This window comes from Microcoleus sp. Pol7_B2, from assembly GCF_036701035.1.
In the GTDB taxonomy this organism is placed as follows: Bacteria; Cyanobacteriota; Cyanobacteriia; order Cyanobacteriales; family Microcoleaceae; genus Microcoleus.
In genome coordinates, this window is the sequence record NZ_JAUBQB010000064.1 from 1 (window position 1) to 18855 (window position 18855).

Sequence of the window (18855 nt, forward strand, 5' to 3'; positions counted from 1 at the left end):
CTCGAGCGAATAAGCTTTCATTTTTTCTGCTGATGTACTGAATGTAGTGTACCACATTTACATGGAATTTGCTGTATGTTGCCAATAGATTATTTAAATCTATTGAAAAAGTAGAATTATTGTTACATAAACTTTTAAATGAACGAGTACTAATTATGAAATGGAACATAAAAAAATAAAGGTAACTTAGTTAATGCAGTTTAGATGTCGAACAGCTTATCCCCTATTTTGTTAGGTAGCCACTAACAGAGTAAAGCGGGGGTCAAAGGCAGCCTACTGGTAGCCCAACCTGGTAAATGTCGAGCAATAGTTCATGTGTAGCGAAAGCAAAGATGTGGGTGAATCATCGTTATATTGAAGTAGTCTAATGGCTGATTAACACCATGCCAAAAGACAAGGATATGGCATAGGCGATTTTAACTTCTTCCTATAAGCACTGCCCAGAAACCCAGTGGATAGCATCACACTAAAAACTCTACCAATTTGTATTTGGAACGAAGTAACTATCATGTATTCTGGAGAAGAACAGGTGGATCACCCAGTAAGTAGCTAACGAAGAGTACATGAGATAGGGAGTGTATCAGACGCTAATGCTCTATTTTAATGACAGAGATACGCAGACAGATGCCCGGTAACTTCAAAGATGGGAATTATCGTAGCAATGAATAAGTCTAAAACGCGGGACAACCAGACGCTGGAATGGAATCAAATCAATGGGCGCCAAGCCGAAAGATTGAAATTCAAGTCGCAAAAACGTATCTATCGAACAAGTGAACATGGTGATGTTAAAGCAGTTGGTAAGCTTCAAAAGAGCTTGATTAATTCATGGTATAATAAGGTTCTAGCGGTACGACGGGTTACACAAGACTATGCTGGTAAACGTACAGCCGGAGTGGATGGTATTAAATTACTAACCCCGAAGCAACGAATTAAGCTAGTAAATGAGCTCAAAACAACTGGTAAAGCACAATCTACACGTAGGGTAATGATTCCAAAACTAGGAACTAATGAGTCAAGACTATTACCCATACCCACAATGTACGACCGCGCCTTACAATCAGTTGTCAAAGCACCGCTTGAGCCAGAATGGGAGGCATCATTCGAGCCCAACTCATATGGTTTTCGACGAGGAAGGTCATGTCACGATGCGATAGGAGCAATCTTTAACAGTATCAGATATAAAGCCAAATATGTGCTACATGCTGATATTGCCAAATGCTTTGACCCCATTAATCACAAAGCGTTACTTGACAAAATAAATACTTATCCACGACTCCGATAACAAATTAAGTCGTGGCTTAAAAGTGGCGTGTTAGGCCAAAGTAAATTTTTTTATACCAAGGAAGCTAAGCCACCCGGAAGGGTTATGTCCCCGCTGCTGGCTAAAATTGCCCTACACGGAATGGAAGAAAGGATTAAGCAATATGCGGAAACGCTAACAAAAGGGTACTCACGAATCAATAAAAAAGAGAAACAATGTTCCCTAAGTTTAACCCGATACGACGATGATTTTGTGATAATGTACAAAGACATTGACGTAATACTCACCTGTCAGAAGATAATTGCCTACTGGTGGAGTGATATTGCCTTAGAGTAGAAACCAAATCCCACAAAATTAACCCACCTTCTCAACAAATATAATGGAAAGGTTGTGTTTTAGTTTTTAGGATTCCATATACAACAGTATCCCCTAGGTAACTATAGAGATGCCAAAACTACAAATGGAAAGCCACTAGGTTTCAAGACAATAATCACCCCGTCCCAACCAAAAATCCAGGCTCATCTCGTAAAAAAAGCTGAAGTAATAGATTGCTATAAACACTCCCATCAATCTGTCTTAATTAAGAGGTAAAATGCAATCATCCGGGGATTGTCAGACTATTACTCAGCATTAGTAAGTAAGAAAATCTTCCAAAAATTAGATAATCTTGCTGAACACACGCTAAGAGGATGGGCAAAACGACGAGAAAAAGGTAACATCAACACAGACAAATACTGGCGAACAGTAGGCGAACTAAATTGGTGGGTCAGCACAGAAATAGGTTTTGAGTGAGTCCAATATGCAACAACGAATATCGTAAGGCACGTAAACGTAAAAGGCAATTCAACACCCTATAATAGTCAGTAGATTTACTGAAGTAAACGACTTGGAGAATACCATGACACACCAACAATAGTAGGAATACTCATTAAGAAATAAAAAGGTAAATGTAGCCACTGTGGTTTGTACTTTACACCTACAGACATTGTAGAAGTTGACCATATCTAACCCACCTCCCTAGGTGGCAAAGATAAATTTAAAAACCTCCAACTTCTACATAAACACTGTCACGACACAAAAACGGAAAAAGACGGTTCCTTCCACAAGAACCATGATTAAAACCCGTTTTGAATTGTACCCATAACAAGGGTGAAGATATCAAGGATCCGGATGAGGCGAAAGTTTCAGGTCGGGTTCTGAAGTAGAGGTAGGTGGAGAAATGCCCCTATCGAATCTAACAGCTAGCATAAATTTTGCCGCTAACCGTCCCTGGGTGCAATTAATCGAATTAGAAGATGATCATTCTGTGGGCACTTTCCTAGCGGAAAGGTGGGAAGCGATTCAAAATTTTTGCCAATTCAAAAATTAAAACCTGAGCAACTTTCAAGTCTTAACAATCAAATGACTGAACAAGATAGATCGACTCGCACCTTAGCCGTTGACATTGGCGGAAGTGGTATCAAAGTTATGGTTTTGGACAATGAAGGTGAGCCCCAAACGGAACGCAGCCGTTTAGAAACGCCTCAACCGCCGAAACCGGAACCCGTACTAGAGGCGATCGCCTCTTTAGCAAGCGGACAAGGGGAATTTGACCGAGTATCCGTCGGCTTCCCAGGCGTCGTGCGTCTAGGCGTCATCAAAACCGCAGTGAATTTAGATCCATCTTGGATAGATTTTGACTTACAAACTACCCTCAAAGATCGCTTGGGAAAACCTGTGCGAGTGGCGAACGATGCGGATATTCAAGGATTGGGAGCAATTGCTGGGACGGGGGTAGAATTAGTAATTACTCTTGGCACCGGTTTCGGTTCTGCCTTATTTGTCGATGGTATCTTGGTGCCAAATCTAGAGTTAGGACATCACCCTTTTCGTAAAGGGGAAAGTTACGAACAGCAATTAGGGCGCTCGGCATTAGATACAGTCGGTTCCAAAAGATGGAATCGCCGTCTAGAAAAAGCGCTCACCTCTGTGCAAAATCTCTTTAACTGCGATCGCATTTACATCGGCGGTGGCAATACTAAAAAGATTGCTTTTGAGTTACCGCCACAGGTTAAAATAGTACCAAATGTGAGCGGTTTATTGGGCGGGATTGCTTTGTGGCGTGATTGAGTAAACTTGGTGGCAAAAATTCCCATCAATATCAAAGAAACCGGATTTTTTGCTCGGATTAAACGCAATAATCCACTCTTTAGGTAAAAAAACCGGTTTCTGAATCCACGACGGTTGATTTGGTTTTTGGCTTGTGCGATGGTCGTTTAAAAAATTATTCGCCCATCGGATCGCGGTAGCGTTTAGGTTCATCCTTGCGAAACAGATTAGCCAAACCGAGTATGCCCAACAAACCCAAAGCACCCCAATGATTGTTGTCGTTTTTGCTTTCTTGAAAGGGAGTTCTGTCGAGAACGACTCCATTAGAATCAGTATTGTTTTGGGTCGGAGCTGACTCGGTTTGAGCTGAGGCAGGCATAGCTGAAGGGAGAATAGCCAAACTCAAAGCTATGAGGGTAGCGGCGGCATTTTTAGAGATATCGGAGGGCTTGACTTTCATACTTGGTTTCCACATATTAGCAGTTACTTTCTAAGAATAATCAATTGGGCGCGCCCCCGGCATCAATCGAGCGACAGAAACTAAATCCCCCTCTCCTCTTGCTTTCGAGATAGAACACGCTCTATGCTAAGTTCAGATGCTTCTAAGCAGATTATCTAAAATAAAAAGTCGTAAACTATACCATGCTTCCCTTTATCCGAAAAGATTTAGCCGAACTTACCGCATACACTCCCCATCCGGGCGGCACATCAGGAGAACCAGCGCATTCGGAAAGTGTGATCGATCGCCTTGATACCAACGAATGCCCCTACGACTTGCCAGAGGAATTAAAAAAAAAGCTAGCTTGGACTTACCAGCAGTTAATTGAGACTAATCGCTATCCCGACGGAGGCCACGCAGCCCTCAAAGAGGATCTCGCCGAATACGTCAATGAATCCCTAAATGTCCCCGCCCTTAACAAGGGGGGGCTAGGGGGGGTTACACTGCCGAAAACCGCCATTACAGCCGACAATATTTCTGTGGGCAACGGTTCCGATGAACTAATTAGATCCATCTTAATAGCTACTTGTTTAGGCGGTACCGGCTCTATTTTGGTGGCGAATCCTACCTTTTCGATGTATGGAATAATCGCCCAAACCCTCGGTATTCCCGTTGTGAGTGTTCAGCGAAAAGAGGAGAATTTTGAAATCGATATCGAGGCGGCTAAAAAGGCGATCGCCCAAAATCAAAATCCCCCCGTGCGCGCCGTCTTTGTCGTTCATCCCAATTCTCCCACAGCCAATGCTTTGACACCAGATGAAATAGAATGGTTGTCAAATTTACCCGAAGAGATATTAGTAGTAATTGACGAAGCCTATTTTGAATTCAGCCAAAATACTTTAGCAGACCAATTGCACCATCACCAGAATTGGATAATTTTACGCACATTTTCCAAAGCATTTCGGTTAGCGTCAATGAGAGTCGGATATGCGATCGCCCATCCCGAACTCGCAGCCGCCTTAGAAAAAATCCGTCTCCCCTACAACCTCCCCAGTTTCTCGCAAACCTCAGCCGAGTTTGCCCTAGCGCAGCGGCAGTTATTGCTGGCAGTAATTCCCGAAATTATAGCAGAGAGATCGCAATTAATTGCAGCGCTAACTCAGCATCGAAAATTGCAAGTTTGGCCGAGTGCGGCTAACTTCGTTTACCTGCGGGTGAAAGCTGGCGATCATAATTTAGCAGAAACTGAACACAAACAAATCATGCAGCAGCTAAAACAGCGAGGTACTTTAATTCGCCATACTGGGGGAGGTTTGCGAATTACGGTGGGTAGCCCGGAGGAAAATCAGCGAACAGTCGATCGAATAGGAGAAATTTTTGACAACTCATAATATTCTGTCTCCAGTTTCTGCTTAACACAAAAATAACTTTGGAGAAGGTATATATGCTTCAAGGAAAGGTTTTACGGGTTGCTCGTCCAACGGATTGCCTCGATCGAGTTGTTCATTTCTACACAGAGGGTTTAGGGCTGCAAATCCTCGATCGTTTTGAAAACCATGAAGGTTTTGATGGAGTAATGATTGGGATGCCAGGAGAAAGCCACCACTTTGAATTCATCCATCAACGGGGACATATTGTAGGTGGCGCTCCAACTCAAGACAATCTTATCGTCTTTTACCTTCCTAACCAACAAGAATGGCAGCAGGCTGTTGAGCGAATGAAAGCAATGGGATTTGAGCCTGTAAACTCCTACAATCCTTACTGGGACAAAGATGGAGTGACCTTTGAAGACCCAGATGGCTATCGAGTCGTTTTGCAGAATGCCGAGTGGAACTTGTAGCAGCGCGATCGCAGCCTAAGGTATCTACACCAATTTATAACTGATCATTTCCTTGCCGTGCCGCGCGAATGGTTTGGGGAAATACGCCTACTAAAAGTGCCAAAGCTTCATCGGGAATTTGTGCCACTATTTCCGAATCCAAATATTGTTCAAACTGAGTTAAAACCATTTGTGCGCGTTCCAAAGCTGTAGGCTTTGCCGTTAACTGTTCCATTAACCGCACCCACTGCCGCCGAATTCCAAAAGCTTTCTGTATTTCTTCGGGAGATTGAGGGCAAACCAAACAAAAATCGCCCACGGGAATCGCCTGCTGAGAGTCAACATCAAAAACGCCCCCAACGGCAGCCCCAGGTCCGGCAAACTCCGCGTGGAAGCGTTTAATCAAAATTAGGCCGTTCCGGCGACGGCTATCTACCATCAAAAGCTTACCGCTGTTGATTTCTGCGAGAATGTCAGAGGAGTGGGGGTGTTCTGTCAAATCTGTGCCAAGGTTTCGATGTCGCAAGTCCGGGCCAGCAGAAAGGCCGGCGCGGACAATATAATTAGAGGTAAGATTAGAGCTGGATGAAGTATCAATTTTTTGCTCCTCCCGCTGCCTATCGAGATTATTCATTTAAAGTTATAAATTAATACTGTCACAAGGTGGTAGTTTGAGCGCGATCGAATATCAAATGCAGGTAGAAAAAGCAGTAGACACCCTGAAAGCGGATCTCCCGACGCTGTTTGAGAAAGACATCTCCTACGACATCTACACAAAAGATGTTTATTTTCAAGACCCTGTTAACAAATTTAAAGGAAAAATCAACTATCGCATTATCTTTTGGACTCTGCGATTTCACGGGCAGCTATTCTTTAACGAGATTTACTTCGACCTGCACGACGTAGGTCAGACAGCCCCTGATACTATTGTGGCAAATTGGACTGTTCGCGGGACACTGCGGGTTCCCTGGAAAGCTCGGATTTTTTTTAACGGCTACTCTAGTTATAAACTGGATAAAGACGGGTTAATTTACGAACATATCGACACCTGGGACAGAGAGCCCGGAGAGATTTTAAAGCAGTTTTTCCGCAAGGGGGAGGAGGCGACCCAAGTATAAGCCAAAAAGGTCGATCGCGCCGAGATCAGGGCCAGCCACCCAATTAACTTATAATGGCTAAAATAATCATCATCCCTCCGATTCATTTTCTGCTATTTGTAAATTGCTAAAATGATTGTCGCCTCTGATTCATTTTCTGCTATTTGCACTCCTGAAAAACATCATGGCTGATATTGTCCAGACTGCCACCAATGCCAGCTCTTTCAAAACCCTCGTGACTGTTATTGAAGCGGCTGGTTTGTTAGATTTATTGCAAAGTCCGGGACCTTATACCGTCTTAGCACCAACTGATGAGGCATTTGCCAAAATTCGTACGAACACTATTACCTCTTGGCTGGAAGACATACCCAAGCTCAAGAAAATTCTGACTTATCACATTCTGTTTGGCGAGGTACTAAGTGAGAATTTGCGTGAGTTAAGTTCTGCTGAAACAGTGGAAGGTTCTGTAGTGGGAATTGATACTTCTGACGGCATTAAAGTGAATGATGCTAAAGTTCTCACTTCAGATATTCTTGCCGACAATGGCGTCATTCATATCATTGATGCGGTGCTAATACCAACATTGCTTGCAGCATAACCAAACTTGTGGCATCTCTAAATTTAGTACGGTGCTTATGGGCGCACCTGACATTTTAAACTAGAGAACTTACGCAAGTGTTACAATTAGTAAGGTGCGTCAGAACCCAAACCATAGCTCATCCGTCCATAACTCGGTCGGACGCACCCTACAAGTCGATTTGCTCGTGACACTTGCGTAATTGCTGAACTAATTATCCGAACCTAAAATCAATCCTGAGCGCGCCGGCAGCATCAATTCTAAAAGCCGATTTTCCCCATCACCTTTCCAAACAAACTCGCCTTTCCCAAACAGCAATTTCTCGTGAGGAGATTTCAAATTAGCTGCCTCAAAGCTAATATTAGCTTCTTCGGTCGCGACATTAATCGCAACAACTATTTCCTCATCCCCCAAAATTCTGGCAAAAACGTAAACCGTTCCTTCAGCAAACAGAACTTGGTACGATCCAGTGCGGAGGGCCGCGTATTTGTGCCGCAAAGCTATCAACTGCTTATGATAATCTAAAACATCAAGTTCCCAGCGAGATTGTAAGGGAAAACCGCGGCGAGAATCGGGGTCTAGAGCACCGGGTAAACCAACTTCATCGCCGTAGTAAATGCTAGGAGCTCCCGGAAAAGTTAACAGCAGCAAAGTAGCGAGTTCGACGCTAGCTTTATCGCCCCCAGCAATTGACAGCAACCTAGCTGTATCGTGACTAGCCAACAAATTAAGTTGAGTTAGCTGTATCGGCCACGGGTAGAGTTCCAAAATATGCTGAATTTTGTCGCCGTACTCTTTAGCAAAAAGCGGCGGATAGGGATGGTAAGAACGACCTTCAATTTGAGCTAAATCAACTCTATCGCCCGCTGTAAAAGCAATAGTCGGCGCCGCAAAAAGATAATTCATTACTCCGTCAAATTGACTGCCGTCGAGCCATTCTCTCGCATCTTCCCAAACTTCGCCAACAATGTAAGCTTCGGGATTAATGGCTTTAACTCGGTCTCTAAATTCTTGCCAAAATCCAGGGGTTTTAATTTCAAAAGGAACGTCCAGCCGCCAGCCATCAATGCCGAATTTTATCCAATATTCGGCGATTTCCATGATGTATTCTCGCACTTCTGGATTATCGTGATTGAATTCAGGAAGTGCTCGATTCCCATCCCAACCGGCATAATTAGCAGGAGAATTGCCGTCGTAGGCAGATAGCGGCCAGCCTTCAATTTTAAACCAATCTACCCAAGGAGAATGGGGGCCGTTTTCGAGGATGTCGTGAAAGAAGAAAAAGCCGCGGCTAGCGTGGTTGAATACGCCGTCGAGGACGATTTTGATGTTGCGATCGTGAGCGGCGTCTAGAAGCTCTTTAAAAGCCGGATTGCCACCCAACATCGGATCGACTTGATAGTAGTCGTGGGTGTGGTAGCGGTGATTGCTGGCCGACTGAAATATGGGGGTGAAATAAATTGCGTTAATGCCTAAGTCTTGCAAGTAGTCTAGCTGTTCCATCACGCCCCACAAGTCGCCGCCTTTGTAGCCTTGCAGGGTGGGGATTTCGTGCCATTCTTCCCACACGAAGTTTTGCAGCAGGCGTTTGCGAGGCTGTTTGCTTTTGGCGAAGCGATCGGGGAATATTTGGTAGAATACCGCGTGTTTAACCCAGTCTGGCGTTTGAATTTGCATACACTTTTTTTAGCTTTTAGGGGTTAGGCTACAGTAGCAGATGTTTGTTGCGGATCTAGCTTTTGGTAGAGAATAGACATTTTATGCCATTTGGTCGATCGACAAATTGTAAAATATTACACAAATTGGCGGTCAATCTAAGATAGAAAACTGACTCTACCTAGAAGAAATTTATCGTCCCGACGGGGGGCGCTTCCTGAGTGCTGTGGAGTCGGACAAACTCAAATAACAGAAACGCCCGCAAAAAAAACCGGCTCAAACTCAAGCAGAACCAGAGCGCGAAGAAGGGCCCATACAGAGCGTCAGCGCCCGTGGTGGCGCGATCGACCTGCCTTGAAAAAGAACAACAGCGCCATGAGCCTCGATTGATAAATTGTGAAAACGGGGAATTTACCCAAAAGACTTATTATTAACAGCCCAAACCCCGAACCTTATTCTTTCCTTAAACTGCCTTTATTTATTGAAGGGTATTTTAAGTCACAACTCAAAACTTTTTTAAATATCCACTCTGGATAGATGGGTATTTTAACTCACAACTCAAAACTCCTAACTCCAGTCCCGGACGCACTCCAACTCTTCTAAACCGGGTTTTTTAACTGTTATTGAGGATTTGAAGAAGTATTTGGATTAAACAACCCGGTTTCTGTGTAGGCGACTCAACTGATAACTCAAAACTCAAAACTTCCTTGCTCCCCCCCCTTGTCAAGAAGCCCTCACCATCCGACACTGTACTTGGAGAGTTAATCGACCCTAGGGAGAAAGTTCCTTGAAAAAAGTCTTAGCCATCATCCTCGGTGGCGGTGTAGGCACCCGCCTTTACCCCCTAACCAAACTGCGAGCCAAACCCGCAGTTCCCCTCGCAGGCAAATATCGCCTCATCGATATTCCTGTCAGCAACTGCATAAACTCGGAAATAGTCAAAATCTACGTCCTCACCCAATTCAACTCGGCATCCCTCAACCGTCACATCTCTCGCACCTACCAGTTTTCGGGTTTCACCGAGGGATTTGTTGAGGTGCTCGCCGCCCAGCAAACTCAGGAAAACCCCAACTGGTTTCAAGGGACAGCCGACGCAGTTCGCCAATATCTCTCGCTGCTAGAACAGTGGGACGTTGATGAATACTTGATTCTCTCTGGCGACCACCTCTATCGCATGGACTACCAGAAGTTTGTGCAGAGACACCGCGAAACCAATGCGGATATCACCCTCTCGGTTTTGCCAATGGACGAGAAGCGGGCCTCGGATTTTGGTTTGATGAAAATCGACGACACCGGCCGTATTGTTTCTTTCAGCGAAAAGCCAAAAGGCGATGCGCTCAAACAAATGCAGGTTGATACTACTACACTGGGACTAACAGCGCAGCAGGCTCAGGAAAGTCCTTACATTGCTTCGATGGGGATTTACGTCTTCAAAAGAGAAGTTCTGATTAAACTCCTGAAAGAATCTCCAAATCAAACTGATTTTGGTAAAGAGATAATTCCGAATTCTGCAAAAGACCACAACGTTCAAGCTTATTTGTTTGACGATTACTGGGAAGATATCGGAACCATTGAGGCTTTTTACGAGGCTAACTTGGCTCTGACAAAACAGCCTAAGCCGCCTTTCAGTTTCTACGATGAAAAGGCGCCGATTTATACTCGCCCGCGTTTCTTGCCGCCGACTAAGCTTTTAAATACTCACGTGACTGAATCGATTATTGCTGAAGGCTGCATTCTCAAAGAGTGCCGGATCGACCATTCTGTGTTGGGAGTTCGATCGCGCATTGAAGCTGGATGTACGATTCAAGACACCCTGGTCCTGGGTGCTGACTTCTACGAACCCGACGCCGAACGGCATTCGAGTTTGGACAGCGGCGGCGTCGCCCTCGGTATCGGTGCAGATACTACAATTCGCCGCGCGATTGTGGATAAAAATGCCCGCATTGGCCGCAATGTTCAAATAATTAATAAAGACCGAGTGGAAGAAGCAAACCGCGAAAACCAAGGTTTTTACATCCGCAGCGGCATTATCGTAGTCCTGAAAAATGCCACGATTCCTGATGGAACTATCATTTAGTTATTAGTCATTAGTCATTAGTCGTCAGTCATTAGTTTTTTAAGTTAAAATCTGTTACCTGCTTTTCAAGTGACTGATTATAAATAATGAAATTAGTGACAGATCACCAATGACCGATGACTGATGACTGATGACAAAATTCATTCTTTTTTTTGTTGATTATTAATTTCCACCCCTGATGCGAGGTTGTCGAAATACTTGGCTTTATTCAAAGGCTCGCGGATTATTAATAAGCCACCTTCTCTGTTACTGTCTGCCGTGATACAGATATGTCCGCTCGCCTGCGTCTGGCGAATAGCTTCTGATTCTTGTATTTGCGCTGGTAGCACGACTGGCAAATGCGCTGCCCGTTTCTGAGTAAAACAGAACTCTCGGAACTATCTTTCCAATCGTCGCAGCAGCCACAAGGCCAACTTAGCAAATAATTCATAATGTTAGCACCCTAGTAGCGTTAAAAGCTTATCGCTCTACTATCCTATCTTAATGTTTTATACAAGTGTGTGATGTAGCTAACAGACAGCGGAGAAATTATGTTATATTACTTGGATTTAAATCTCTTCAAAGGTTGTAAAAATAAAATTTTATAGGAAGGGTCTGGGGTTAATAAAAAATATCTAGAAATTTTGTGGGATAACGGCGCAATTTAGGGTATTATATAGTCACAATTTAGACATCAGATTGGATCGAACTTGCTGATGAAAACCTGCTAAGATTTGGATTGGGTGATAAAGCTCAGATCGAGAAGTTCGTAGGCGTAAGCCGGGGCGTAGCCATCGCACCGCGCCCCGAAAAGAAAGACCAAAAAAAGATCGATCGTCCGCGCCAGTCAACCCTCCTAGACTCGCGCCCGCAACAGCAGCAGCTTTCCCCGCCTCATCTCAACCGGGCTGCTGCCTCCCGACAGCCCTAAGCCTCATAACTCCCCACAAAGTTTAAAGTGTTCGTCGCAGGAGTTTCCCCGTCTCACAGCTCACAGGTATAGCAACGGCATCTAGGGTAAGGACGTTCTTAATTGATGAAAGCATTGTTTTTGCTGTCGAATGCCAAAAGCATTTCTAGAGGCGGCTGCTCTGGCTCCCTTCAGCACCAGAGATCCGAATGCTATAAAATCTTAAACAGCAGCGGAGTGCGGAAATTGCGATCGAACGCCAAGCAACAACCGAACTCGATCAAGTCCAAACCTTTGATAACCTATAATTTGAATGAGATGCCGCAGGCACTTCGGCTCCTGGCATTATACTAATGCGCCATCCTGCGGCTAATTTGGGATTTATTCTTTCTAACAACTAACAACTAACAAATAACAACTAATAAAGAGGGGATTGCTTAATGGCTGCAACAGATTTTAAAGACTATTACGCTATTTTGGGGCTCAACAAAACTGCCAGTTCTGACGAAATTAAAAAAACTTTCCGCAAACTAGCCCGCAAATATCACCCGGACATGAACCCCGGCAACAAAGAAGCCGAAGCTCGTTTTAAAGAAGTAAACGAAGCTTACGAAGTACTCTCAGACCCTGAAAAACGCAAAAAATACGACCAATACGGTCAATACTGGAAGCAAGCTGCCACAACTCCAGGCGGATGGCCGGGGGGGGGCAGTACGAATGTAGACTTTGGCGGGGTTGACTTCAGCGAGTACGGCAGTTTTGACGAATTTATCAATGCCTTGCTAGGCCGCGCAGGTAGTAGTCCCGGTAGTGCCCGCAATGCCAAGTGGAATTACAGCAACTACCGCAGCACCAGCGGCGGGCCCACAGGTTTTGGCGGCTTTGAAGATTTCGGGGGGTACGAAAACCGCACCGCAGGAAGCTCTCTCGACACCGAGGTCGCCATTTCCCTGACTCTGGGGGAAGCATTTCGGGGAACTTCCAAGCGAGTCGGCACGGGGGAAGTTTCGATTCCAGCCGGAGTGAAAACCGGCAGCAAAATTCGGATAAAAGGCAAAGGTCAAGTTGACCCCTACACGAAGCAGCAGGGAGATTTATACCTAAAATTAGAAGTTTTGCCTCACGCTTTCTTCCAGTTTGAGGGAGAAAATTTGGTCTGCGAAGTGCCGATAACTCCCGATGAAGCGGTGTTGGGAGCTTCCATTGAAGTGCCGGCGCCTGAAGGTATGATCACTGTGAAATTTCCAGCCGGGATTCGTTCGGGTCAGTCTTTGCGGTTGCGGGGCAAAGGATGGCCGAAACCCAAGAAAGACGAGCGGACTGATTTGTTAGTAAAAATTGCGATCGTGCCACCGAAAGAACTCACCACTGTCGAACGCGAGTCCTACGAGAAAATCCAAGCAAACCGTACTTTTAATCCTCGCAGTAATCTCAATCAGATGGTGCTTTGAAAAAGCGTGCATTTCTCGGGCGCAAATAAGATTCTTTCTTCACTATTTCCTCGGGACACAGCATTGTTGTGTCCCTACTGTATGCAAGCGCGCTCTCATTTGAAAAATACCCTGTTAATAAGTCAACTTTTCTTCGCCCGTAATTTGCACTTTCCAACCTTCTCAAGACTCTTCGCTAGCTCTTAGCTGAGTAGGTTGACTACCTTGTTTGAGGTTGATGGTAATTTTTTTAGCTCCTTTGTTCTCCAGATCTCGGATGTAGCCGGTCGATCTGTCAGAAGCTTCCTGTCTGCTTTCATAGGGCCCAAAGTAATAGGTACCCTTTGGCGAATCGGTATCCACTTCTACCCACCATTCGTCGCGTCGAGTGCTGCTAGCAGGTTGAGCTAGCACCCAAAAAGCCGTGAAAAACATACCCAACATAGAGATTTCAAACATATTTACCTCGGGGAATACTTAAGTAGTTTTTACTATTCTCAATTTATCAAGGCAACGGGAGCGATCGGCTCGTCCTCAGTGCTGATTTGATCCCGATAATTTTGGGCAGTTAATGCTGGCTAAACTCTGCATTTTGGTGGAGAAGATGCCGACTTTGAAGCCACCACTACAAATACAAAGTCCGCCCGGTAAGGACTAGGACAAGACGATGCTTAATATTATTGTTGAGGCTTCAGTTAATTAAAAATTCAAACAGAACTTACACACTTTTGACGCTCAGAAACCGCGTTGCTTAACCCATACCCCTCGCTATAGACGGAGTATTTTCGTCAAAAAACCCGGTTTCTGCCCCCTGGAGTATCAAAATTCTTAAGCCGCGATACCCTCTGAAAATTCACTATCGCAAATCGTGAGTTCCGAAGGCTGACAGCGTTTGATGCGGATACTAACCCTTTTAGCTCCCTCGCTTTCCAAGTCTTCGATGTAGCCTGGAGTATTGCTGGAGGCTTCTTTGTCGGTGTCGAATGGGCCAAAATAGTAGGTACAGTGGGGCAAATCGGTGACAATTTCTACCCACCATTTCTCAGATCGGCGGTGGCTTGGCCCGGCAAACACGGACAAGACTGCGACGTAGATACAAAATAAATAAAATCCGAGCATCTTTATTCTTGAGGGAGGTTTAATTTATTATTTAAATCTATCAAAATAATTTGTGCGATCGAATCAACCTCAGTGCTGATTTTGCCTCGATCGACTTTAGATGCGAGATTTTAGATATTAGATTTTTCTTCCCATCTAAAACCTAAAGCAAAACCCGCCGGTGCGGGTTGTTTGCTAACTGAAAAATGCTCTTTTTCCGAACTAGATGGCTGGGCAAACCTCAGCCTGCTGAGGTTTAGCGCTTGCCTTTGGGGAACTGTTCGATACCAGCCCAACCGTAGAAAACCAGCTCGTCGTTCTGAACTCGGCAGCGGTCTACTCGCAGTTGAGTGCCTTCTAAGGCAAATTTGTCTAAGTCTAGCAAGTTATTTACGTGGGCAATTATAGCTTTGCCCAAGTCTACTGCTTGCTCGTCACCGCCGTAAGTAACGCTGACAAATTGGATTTTGCGTCTGTCTTCTACTTGCAATTGAGCAGTAATATCTATTTTGACCGGTTCGCTGGCATCGCCTACGGTAATTTCGGACTGAAGCCGAATTGATTTGTCAGTTCCGAAGCTGACTTCAGTGTTTTGAAAGTGCAGAGATTGCTCTTGGTACTTCAGCTTCTGGAGTTTTTCAACTACAAAAGGTGTATTGAATGAGGTGGTTAAATCCGATCGACTTAAGACTACTCGCATATTTGCCTGGGTAGGCTGCCGTAATTTCACTTGACCTGCAAAAATCGCTCCAAAATCAATGGAGAGTGCTTGCAGGTAGAGTTCCATCACTTCTATGCGAAGGCCGTTGTACATCAACATACCTTTGCCAACGAAGTCGAAACCGTCGATGCTTCCCTGCAAGAGTTTGGCTACTGGTTCGACTCGGATGTTGGCCTCGGCCTTTTCAGAACGCTTGAATAAGGCTGCGATCGCAGCTCCTGCTACTTTACTAACAAGGCGATCGCCACTTTGACCTTGAAAGGATGTACCGCTAAACAAAGCTGCTACCATTTATTCGTTTGCTCATCTACAGTCGCCATTATAACCTCATATTAAGAAATGTAAAAATCGCTTGTGCTTATTCACCTCATAAGCAGATCTTGTTTTTTGTCTGTCTTCAAAACAACATTGTTGAAATTTAAACGCTCAGGGGGGTACCTTGGAGACAGGCGCGATCGAGCAATGCCCCATCCCAAACGGTTTCTTCGATCAACGCGCAAAGCAAATTAGCCCCCGTCAGGTTAGCGCCGCGCAGTACGGCTCCATTCAGGATCGCTTCTTCCAAGTCAGCTCCCGACAAATCAGCGCCTGACAAATTGGCATTGCTCAAATCGGCACCAAGCAAAATTGCCCGAGCCAAAGCAGCGCCCCGCAAATCGGCGCCACGAAAATCGACACCGCTCAAATCCAAATTGCCGATGGATGCCCCCGTCAAAAAAGCACCCCCAAAACTTGCGTCGCGGACTAAAGCGTTAGCGAAGGAAGCTCCGCGCAAATCGGCATTGCGAAAATCTGCGCCTCGCAAGTCAGCGCCGCTCAAGTCAGCACCTCTGAGGTTGGCTCGCAATACGGCCCGCTGCAAGTTAGCGCCGGCGAGATTAGCTCCACTCAAATTGGCTTGAGACAAGTTAGCACCGGCGAGATCAGCTCCGGCTAAGTCTTTTCCGGCTAAATTAGTGCCGGCCAACATCAAAATTTTGCCTTTTCGTATGGCTTCGAGGTCATTAGTCATTCGTTTTTAGTCATTAGTCATTAGTCATTAGCGCACAGACCGGCTGCTGCTACAACTCCCAGTGTTAGGGTGCGCTTAGCAAGCACAGGCTGATTTTTTGTAGTGTTGGAAAAGATTTTGTGCTGAGTTTTAAATGCCCAATAATTCGGCTAGGCACTTCGGCTGCGCTCAGCACAAGCTCTGTACAAGTTCCCCATTACCAATTACCGATCGCCCATTACCCATCCAGTTATTTTATAATGCCGGAGCGGTCGCGGTCGTTCGATCGCCCAAATCCTCCAACCACACGTTAGGCAGTTGGCTCGGGCGGTTCGGTAACTGCATCAAACCCATTTCTGCCAGCCTGACGACATTGCTGAGAGTTTCCACCAAAGCCGGATCGAAGCGAGTGCCAGACAGTTCGCGGCACTGTTCCAAAGCTTCGCTCAAACTCAAAGCCGGACGATCACCACGCGGTTGAGTCAATTCTTGAAAATCAGCGACCAACCCCAAAATCCGCGAAGCAACGGGTATTGTTTCGCCTCGCAAACCCTCTGGCCTGCCGCTGCCGTCCCAATATTCGAGTTGGTGCTTGACAATTTCCGCCACAGGTGCTAGTTCCGGCATTGCTTGCAGCAGTTGGGAACCAATGAAACTGCGATCGCGCCAAAAAGAGAAAGTTGCTGGGTCGAATTGATCGGGGGTGCGATCGAACACCTCATTCGGGGCCGAAATTAAGCCGACTCGAAATAGCAATCCAGCCAGCCGCAGCCTCCGCAACTGCAAAGCCGGCAAATCCAGCAGTTGACCCAAAGTTTCCGACAAAGCCGCCACCTGCAAAGACGCTGTAGGATTTGAGGTATCGCGTTCGTCCACACGCTGGGCCATCCGCAGAAAAGCTTGAAGTTTGTTAGCGTTCAAATTGCGGCTGACGCGCAAAGCCTGACCTTCCAATTCCCACAACTCGCGGGTTTGGCGGTTAATTGCCACCATTTGCTGCTGAGAACTTTGCAGGTAAGTGACGATCCGCGATACTACGCCACTAATGTCGGCCAAGGGCGGACCTTTAGTTGCCAGGATTTCGTGGTGCATTTCCCGCAAACTGTCTGCCAGAGGAGAGTTGTAATGTCGCGTCTGTTCTATAAAAATTTCCGCAGCAGCCGACACCAAAGACTGGTCGAACGACCACAAACCGTAGAACTTTCGTTCTGTATCTACTTCAGGCTTGCCCTCGGGCAAGTATTCCTGGTCTGAAAGTTCGCGACAAAGCACCATTGCTTTGTATGTCGGGGCGAGGATGATTAAATTCCATTCTTGGATTATTGGGTCGTTCTCATCGAGATTTATTAAAGATACATTTTCTAATTGCCCGGTTTTGTGGGTAGCGAAACCGCTGTCGGCTACTGCACCTATGACAACGCGCCGAGAGGCATTAGCAATATCTAGGTAGCGATCGGCTTCCTGTAAATACCATTTACCCTGCTGAAACGTCACCAAAACTAAGGGTTGGAGTTCGCTCTTGTCCCCGCCACTGGTTTGCAAAATGTGGTCTTCTAGGGCGTGACATAGGGCTACTAGGGTGTTTTTGAAGTATACCCCGTAGCTAGAAGGCAGTTTTCCGTCGGGAAGTGTAGCTTGTAGTCTAGCGAGAGTTGATTCTGAATTCATTGCAAAAAGCGGTGCCGGCTCTTACTTATTGTAGCGGGCGATCGAACTTCTCGAAAAGACTTTTGGCAAAAATCCGAGTTTTTGATTTTTCACCGCTTCGCAACCGAGTCAATGTAGAGTGCGCCGAAGAGTACCTGATTAATTTTAGTAATTTTCTGAAAACCCTCTGTCTTTGGCTGAGTTTTTTTTCAGACGATAAACCTGCCGGGAGGAAGACGGTAAATGACTTAGGTATTAACTACTATTTTTTAAACAAGATTATTAGGAATTCTGAGCGTGCTTCAACAAAATAGAAGTTTAGGGGAACAGGCGATCGACAAAGTGGCCGAGATTGCTATTGCTAGCAAATTAGACGAATCCGAAACTTTGTCTGTGACAGTTAACACCGATCCGATTCAGCTCGCGCAGGGTTCAGTAGAGGCCGTTGCCGTTGAGGGCAAAGGATTGGTAATGCAACAAGATTTGCGCGTGGAAGAATTGCAAATCCACGTCAAGGATATTGCTGTCAATCCCCTCACCGCTATGTTTGGCAAAATTGAACTGAACGGGCCTGCCTTCGGTGGGGCGCGCGCAGTTTTAACAGAAAGCGATATCAACCGCGCTTTTAATTCCGAATACATCAGCAGGAAACTGAAAAACTTAAAAGTTACTGTTGAGGGGCAACAGCAGACAATAGACGTTAAAACTATTGAGTGCCAATTGCTAGCCGGAAAAATAGCTTTAAATGCTGAGGTATTGGTGCGGGAAACTGCCTCAACTGAAAAAATTTATTTTACAGCAAAACCTCAGATCGCAGCGGACGGTTGGGCAATTTCTCTTCAGGATGTCGAGTATCCTGAAAACAAGGAATTTTCGCCGGAGTTAACTGAAGCTTTGGCGGACAAAGCTGGTGAAGTTTTAAACTTGCGAAATTTTGAAATTGAGGGAATGTCCCTGCGGGTTCAGCAGCTAAATGTGGAAGCTGGTTTGCTGACTTTGCAAGCTGAAGCGAAAGTAGAACAATTCCCTAATTAGGAGGTTCTAGGGTGTGTCAGAAACAAAAAA

General features: G+C 45.5%; 18 protein-coding genes and 2 pseudogenes. 12 read left to right on the top strand and 8 right to left on the bottom strand.

The window, feature by feature from the left end; translation table 11 throughout:
- The first annotated feature begins 661 nt into the window (after window positions 1–661).
- The 4 genes and pseudogenes from QUA57_RS21050 (at window position 662) to QUA57_RS21065 (ending at window position 3370) form a co-directional block, all read left to right on the top strand.
- A pseudogene (locus QUA57_RS21050) lies at window positions 662–1597 on the top strand (reverse transcriptase domain-containing protein).
- Window positions 1598–1870: 273 nt separating this feature from the next.
- A complete protein-coding gene (locus QUA57_RS21055; protein ID WP_333063415.1) occupies window positions 1871–2053 on the top strand; it encodes a group II intron maturase-specific domain-containing protein in 183 nt (60 codons plus the stop codon).
- A gap of 252 nt (window positions 2054–2305) precedes the next feature.
- A pseudogene (locus QUA57_RS21060) lies at window positions 2306–2380 on the top strand (hypothetical protein); the annotation flags it as partial.
- Window positions 2381–2662: 282 nt separating this feature from the next.
- On the top strand, window positions 2663–3370 hold the full coding sequence (locus QUA57_RS21065; protein WP_333063416.1) for an ROK family protein: 708 nt from the start codon (window positions 2663–2665) through the stop codon (window positions 3368–3370).
- A 154-nt stretch (window positions 3371–3524) separates the two neighbouring features.
- Here QUA57_RS21065 and QUA57_RS21070 read toward each other — a convergent pair whose 3' ends face one another.
- Window positions 3525–3809 (bottom strand): WGxxGxxG family protein, encoded by a 285-nt coding sequence (locus QUA57_RS21070; RefSeq protein ID WP_333063417.1) that lies wholly within the window; start codon window positions 3807–3809, stop codon window positions 3525–3527.
- A gap of 182 nt (window positions 3810–3991) precedes the next feature.
- Between QUA57_RS21070 and QUA57_RS21075 the strand changes: the two genes are divergently transcribed.
- A complete protein-coding gene (locus QUA57_RS21075) occupies window positions 3992–5179 on the top strand; it encodes a histidinol-phosphate transaminase (protein ID WP_333063419.1) in 1188 nt (395 codons plus the stop codon).
- 53 nt (window positions 5180–5232) lie between these two features.
- Window positions 5233–5628: a VOC family protein gene (locus QUA57_RS21080; protein ID WP_333063420.1), complete on the top strand. Its 396-nt coding sequence runs from the start codon at window positions 5233–5235 to the stop codon at window positions 5626–5628.
- 34 nt (window positions 5629–5662) lie between these two features.
- Here the strand turns inward: QUA57_RS21080 and QUA57_RS21085 are convergent, their stop codons facing one another.
- Entirely contained in the window at window positions 5663–6241 is a 579-nt protein-coding gene (locus QUA57_RS21085; RefSeq protein WP_333063422.1) for a hypothetical protein, read from the bottom strand.
- Window positions 6242–6299: 58 nt separating this feature from the next.
- Between QUA57_RS21085 and QUA57_RS21090 the strand changes: the two genes are divergently transcribed.
- Complete coding sequence (locus QUA57_RS21090) at window positions 6300–6725, top strand: DUF2358 domain-containing protein (protein ID WP_333063445.1); 426 nt, start codon at window positions 6300–6302, stop codon at window positions 6723–6725.
- Between the two features lie 163 nt (window positions 6726–6888).
- Window positions 6889–7302, top strand: coding sequence for a fasciclin domain-containing protein (locus tag QUA57_RS21095; protein ID WP_333063423.1), 414 nt, complete (start codon window positions 6889–6891; stop codon window positions 7300–7302).
- A gap of 189 nt (window positions 7303–7491) precedes the next feature.
- Here the strand turns inward: QUA57_RS21095 and QUA57_RS21100 are convergent, their stop codons facing one another.
- A complete protein-coding gene (locus QUA57_RS21100) occupies window positions 7492–8958 on the bottom strand; it encodes a glycoside hydrolase family 13 protein (RefSeq protein WP_333063424.1) in 1467 nt (488 codons plus the stop codon).
- Window positions 8959–9724: 766 nt separating this feature from the next.
- On the opposite strand from QUA57_RS21100, the gene QUA57_RS21105 reads away from it, so the two are divergent.
- The 3 genes from QUA57_RS21105 (at window position 9725) to QUA57_RS21115 (ending at window position 13354) form a co-directional block, all read left to right on the top strand.
- Complete coding sequence (locus QUA57_RS21105) at window positions 9725–11014, top strand: glucose-1-phosphate adenylyltransferase (protein WP_333035737.1); 1290 nt, start codon at window positions 9725–9727, stop codon at window positions 11012–11014.
- A gap of 718 nt (window positions 11015–11732) precedes the next feature.
- Window positions 11733–11924 carry a hypothetical protein gene (locus tag QUA57_RS21110; RefSeq protein WP_333063425.1) on the top strand — a complete coding sequence of 64 codons (192 nt, stop codon included), beginning with the start codon at window positions 11733–11735 and terminating at the stop codon, window positions 11922–11924.
- Between the two features lie 419 nt (window positions 11925–12343).
- Entirely contained in the window at window positions 12344–13354 is a 1011-nt protein-coding gene (locus QUA57_RS21115) for a J domain-containing protein (protein WP_333063426.1), read from the top strand.
- A 162-nt stretch (window positions 13355–13516) separates the two neighbouring features.
- Here the strand turns inward: QUA57_RS21115 and QUA57_RS21120 are convergent, their stop codons facing one another.
- From QUA57_RS21120 to QUA57_RS21140, 5 genes are all read right to left on the bottom strand, one after another.
- A complete protein-coding gene (locus QUA57_RS21120; protein ID WP_333063427.1) occupies window positions 13517–13792 on the bottom strand; it encodes a DUF1816 domain-containing protein in 276 nt (91 codons plus the stop codon).
- Window positions 13793–14161: 369 nt separating this feature from the next.
- Entirely contained in the window at window positions 14162–14452 is a 291-nt protein-coding gene (locus QUA57_RS21125; protein WP_333035732.1) for a DUF1816 domain-containing protein, read from the bottom strand.
- 235 nt (window positions 14453–14687) lie between these two features.
- Window positions 14688–15443: a DUF2993 domain-containing protein gene (locus QUA57_RS21130; RefSeq protein WP_333063428.1), complete on the bottom strand. Its 756-nt coding sequence runs from the start codon at window positions 15441–15443 to the stop codon at window positions 14688–14690.
- 127 nt (window positions 15444–15570) lie between these two features.
- Window positions 15571–16164, bottom strand: coding sequence for a pentapeptide repeat-containing protein (locus tag QUA57_RS21135; protein WP_333063429.1), 594 nt, complete (start codon window positions 16162–16164; stop codon window positions 15571–15573).
- Between the two features lie 234 nt (window positions 16165–16398).
- Window positions 16399–17811, bottom strand: coding sequence for an HD domain-containing phosphohydrolase (locus QUA57_RS21140; RefSeq protein ID WP_333063430.1), 1413 nt, complete (start codon window positions 17809–17811; stop codon window positions 16399–16401).
- Between the two features lie 276 nt (window positions 17812–18087).
- Between QUA57_RS21140 and QUA57_RS21145 the strand changes: the two genes are divergently transcribed.
- Window positions 18088–18825, top strand: coding sequence for a DUF2993 domain-containing protein (locus QUA57_RS21145; RefSeq protein WP_333063431.1), 738 nt, complete (start codon window positions 18088–18090; stop codon window positions 18823–18825).
- Window positions 18826–18855 lie beyond the last annotated feature (30 nt).